General features: G+C 38.2%; 3 protein-coding genes. All 3 read right to left on the reverse strand.

What is annotated here, in order from left to right:
* Positions 1 to 2,320, reverse strand: a 2,320-nt coding sequence (locus tag ACI4WO_RS01530) for a hypothetical protein (RefSeq protein WP_439805796.1), incomplete at its 3' end; no start/stop codon positions are given.
* Between the two features lie 14 nt (positions 2,321 to 2,334).
* Positions 2,335 to 2,997: a hypothetical protein gene (locus ACI4WO_RS01535; RefSeq protein ID WP_439805797.1), complete on the reverse strand. Its 663-nt coding sequence runs from the start codon at positions 2,995 to 2,997 to the stop codon at positions 2,335 to 2,337.
* Positions 2,994 to 4,518 (reverse strand): hypothetical protein (locus tag ACI4WO_RS01540; RefSeq protein WP_439805798.1); only part of this gene is annotated, 1,525 nt, incomplete at its 5' end. The genes ACI4WO_RS01535 and ACI4WO_RS01540, both read right to left, overlap by 4 nt.

Here is a 4,518-nt window from a genome sequence, read left to right on the forward strand (position 1 = left end):
CAAGTTTCTCTTTCAATTCGTCAGTAAAATTATTTGCAGACAGTCCCATTCCCACAGCTTTATCAACTTTGGAATTGTTAAGATTTAAATAATTGTCTTGTATAACTGATATTAAATTATCAACAGCAGTTTGCACTACTTTATTCTGTACCGGATTTGTGCTTGTACCAGATAATGCATCATCAACAATTGTTTTATTTGCACCATCTTCAATGCCGTCAAGCTTGTTCTTAAGCTCGTCCGTGAAGTTATTGTCACTTAGTTCCTTGCCGTTAGCTTTATCGACTTTATCATCGCACACATCATCGGCATATTTTTTAGCATTTTCTAATGCTGCTGCCGCCTGCGCCTCAGCATAAGTTTTAGCAGTTTTCAGTATTGCTTCACTTCCGTCTCCAGCGCTGCCTGTCGAACCGCTCAATGCACTGCTTGTACTGATACCGCTTCTTATCTGGCTTGTTATTGTAGCCGTTTCAAAGCCTAGAGTAAGTTTATTCTTAGTTGGATTTACAAGACTTATTGACATTCTGCTTACAGTGTACAAAGCACCTGAAAGATTATGCGGTTTTGATGTCACCTCAACATACTGATTAAGCTTGAATCTGTCAAAATCAGTATTAACAGCCGACAGATCAGCCGCTGTAAGGTCAATAGACAATGATTTTGAAACATTATCAAGATAATCCCATGCACGTGTGTATAAAACCGCTTTTGAATAAACATCATCATATACAATTGTTTTTTCTATCCAGCCATACTTTTCGACTACTTTTATAGAATAAATAAAATCAGTATCTTTAAGATGTACTATATTCGAATCTTCTTCCTGTGGAGACCCGTCATAACCTGATATAGTGATTCTGCTGCCGTCACTTACTTCTTTGCCCAATGGAATTATAACAGTTCCCATGCTTTCTGCATCAAAAGTCCTGCTGATATCAAGCAGGTTTTCTCCGAATTCTATAGTTTGCGTATTTGCCGAATCGGGTTCTGCAAGCCAGTCCAGATAATTCTTCCCATTTTTATGCCGTACCTGTAAAAAGCCTCCGTATACATCAATAAGTTTTGTCATAATCGTTTCAAAAGTGTTGAGGTATTCGCTTTCAGATACTTCCACTATGGTTTCAGCATCAGCAATTGTGATATTGCCTTTTTCAAATCTGTATCTGCTGTCTTTGTAATAGATACTGTCAATCTTTCTATTGTGATTATCTATAAATTTATTAAAATACCATGAAATTTTCTGTCTCCAGTCTTGCTCTTTATACTCATAAGTGCCTTGATTTACATCTTTGAGATATGCCAGCTCACCTTCACACGTAACCGTTTTTTTGTTTGTACCCTGCACAATGGTTGAAATTCTTCCTTTGAATACTGGTTCATCAATGCCGCTTTGTTTTACAGTAAAAATATAATTATCCTTGTTTGCCGAGGTCATTCTGCTGTAATATGGGTGTGTACTTGGAATTGTAAATTTATATTCTCCAGCTTTCCCCTGCGAAAGTGTAATTTTATTGGAAGAGAGCTTGTAACCTGTTATAAGATAACTGCCTGTCCCATAAATATCAACCGTATTATACCTTCCGTTTACATCTTTTGTACCCAGATTAACAGATACTTTATAAGCAATTTGTGTAGTATCCTTTTTACCGTCTGAAGGATATTCCGGCAGATTTATCGTTGTACTTGTGCTGCCGGATTCACTATCAACATAATTAAGATATGCTTTTCCGCTTTTATGGTTTATATAAATAGTCCCACCATAATATCTTATTATTATATTATTAATTGAATCTAAGGTATTTAATTCCTCAGAAGATAAAAACATATGTTTTTCATTATCACCGTGTTTGATATCGCCAACATAGATTTTCTTTCGGACATCATTGATATTTGAATTATAATTTCCCAGATATAATTCAAACATTTCCTGTATTGTTTTTCTGCTATCAATAATGGAATAATCATAAGGGCGTTGTATTGTATCACATAAAAATGCAAGTTCCCCTTCACAGACTACTTTCTTTTCATTGCAGAATCCCAGCTCAGAAGATAAAAATCGTCCCCTGAAAACTGGTTCGTCTTCACCGTCACACATCACCTTAATTATAGCTCTGGTATCATCCACATCATCATATCTTGGATGATTCGGATAAATTGTAAAAGAGAAAGTTCCGGCTGAATTTGTGGCATAATCCACCTCAGGAGATAAAATTTCAAAACCCGGACGTTCATTTTCTCCAGTACCAAACAAAAAGCTTTCGTTGACAGTGACAATGCCGTCATTTTCTGTCTGAGTTTCAATTATAACTTTATACAATGTATCACCCCCTCTTAAAGTTTTGATAACGGATAAGATATGGTTGCATTTGATGTTACAGAAATTTCATACGGTATAATAACAATGTTACAACTGCCTTTAACGGCAAAATCCGTGTCTGTTACGCTATACTTCCCATAGGATTCTCCGTCTATGTACAGTGTCCAGACAGGAACACTGTCAGGAACATGTATTGATGCTGTGATTTTTCTTGTGCCAAAATCTATGGTTTTACCATCACTATTACCAACCGCAACATCAACACTATTTAGAGTTACTGAAAGCTTATAAGGCTCGCAGTCACATTCAACAGCTATTCCGGAAATACCGCTGTTTTCAGTAAGAGTAATGTTTGTTACTCTGCCTGTGTATTTGTAATCAGGATCATCATCAAGAATAATGCTGTCAAAATGCCTGCCGTGCAAGTCACCAAGCATAGCCGAATATGTTTCAAGCAATTCACCACCGGATTTACTTGTACTGAATTCAAATTTCAGCTTGCGGTTTTTATATTTTACATCACCGAAATATTCCGTCATATCAATAGAGCCGTCTGCCCCCGGAATATCAACTGTTTCCGTTTTCGGAGCTGGGGCGTCAATACTCTTGTGTGAAAGAATAATGCCATAATCGCTTGTATGCTTATCGCCGAATTTAACGCCTTTGTAATTGCTCATTTAACGCCCCTCCTCTTAAGTTTTGAAATGTTCCCTAAAGCACTATCCATAGCAGGAGCTATTTCTCCTACAAGTGTTCCGCTGTCAAGATAAACTTTCTGTGCTTTTATGGTATCAATCAGCTCGTTGAGTTTGTTAAGTATAGCAGCGTTTGACGGTGCTCCGCCCATTGAAGCCGTAAATTTTGCGGCAACCTTGTCTATCCATTCAGTGTTGTTTTCCAGAGGAACAATAGCTTCTGCACCATCTTCGCCTACACGAGCGACATGCTCACGAGTGACAATACCGCCTTTTGCATGTCCTGCAAGATTCGCTTTAGCACTTGCTACAACATTCGTAATTGATGTATCAATTTCAAATCCATTTGTAAGCCTTGACATAGTATCCATCAATGAAGAAACGGTCATTATGGCTTTCTGACCTCCGGAGTCCAATCCATCGGCATATGTGGACATATAATAATCGCCATCAGATGAACCATCAACATGCATCTCATTTTTTACTCCGGAAGCGACATCAGCAGCGGCAGAAGTTACTTCCCCTTTATTCTCGGATATAGCTCCGCCCATGTCCTGAACAGCTTGTCCGGCATCATCAACCGCCTTTCCCCACTCTATGCTTGATTGATCACGCAGATTTTTCAGCTGGTCAATCTGTTCCTGAGTAACGCCCGGCATTCCATCCCTTAAAGCCTGTTCCATGGATTGTATCTGGCTTTCAAGATCTTCTGTCTGTCTTTGCAAAGATTCAGCATCTGCTGTTTCAGCTGTTAAAAAGCCTTCCGTCATTTTGAGAAGGGCATCGTTGATAGCTGTTGTATCGCCGCTTATAATAGCAGATGATAAACCCTCATAATTTTGTATAGCACCGTTATATTCAAAATAGGCGGTTTTTGCATCATTCAGAGCTGTTTCCTGTTCAGTAAGCTGTCTATTCAATCCCTCCAGTTTAGCAGTAAGCTCAGCCTTTACATCACCGTATGTTGCTGAAATATTATTTTCCTCAGCATACGCCTTATAAGCTCTTTCAATTTCATCGGCGGACATATGTTCAAGATCATTAAGAGCTGATTGTATTGGTACCATTTCGCCCTTGAGTTTATTTAATTTTTCTGTCTCATCATAATATGCTTTTTGTGCTTCACCAACATTTGCAATGGCATCGGCGTAAGTCTGCTCATATGCCGACAGCATAGCTTCGGCTCTTTTCTTTTCAATGACCTCATCAATCGTGCTTATTACATCTTCATATTTTTGTATTACTCCATCATTCATCTCAATTTCAGTTCCAAGAGAATCATTGAGAGTTGTTACAATAAATTCTGCCCTGTCCTCATAGCCTTTTTTTACTTCTCCGTTTTTGTCTGTTATCGTTTGAAGTTCATCTGAAAGCTGTTTATAATAATCAAATTCTGCACCTGTATCTGATATAACTTCATCTCTTGATTCTGCCCATGAGTTGTATTCATCTGTCAACTCACTGATGCGATCAATAAGCTCCTGTTCTTCATCGTCAAGCTTA

The organism is Porcipelethomonas sp. (genome assembly GCF_051893655.1).
Taxonomy (GTDB): domain Bacteria; phylum Bacillota; class Clostridia; order Oscillospirales; family Ruminococcaceae; genus Porcipelethomonas.

What these genes read in the sequence shown, in the direction of transcription:
- ACI4WO_RS01535 (WP_439805797.1), bottom strand. Translation starts at nt 2,997, where the DNA reads ATGAGCAATTACAAAGGCGTTAAATTCGGCGATAAGCATACAAGCGAT.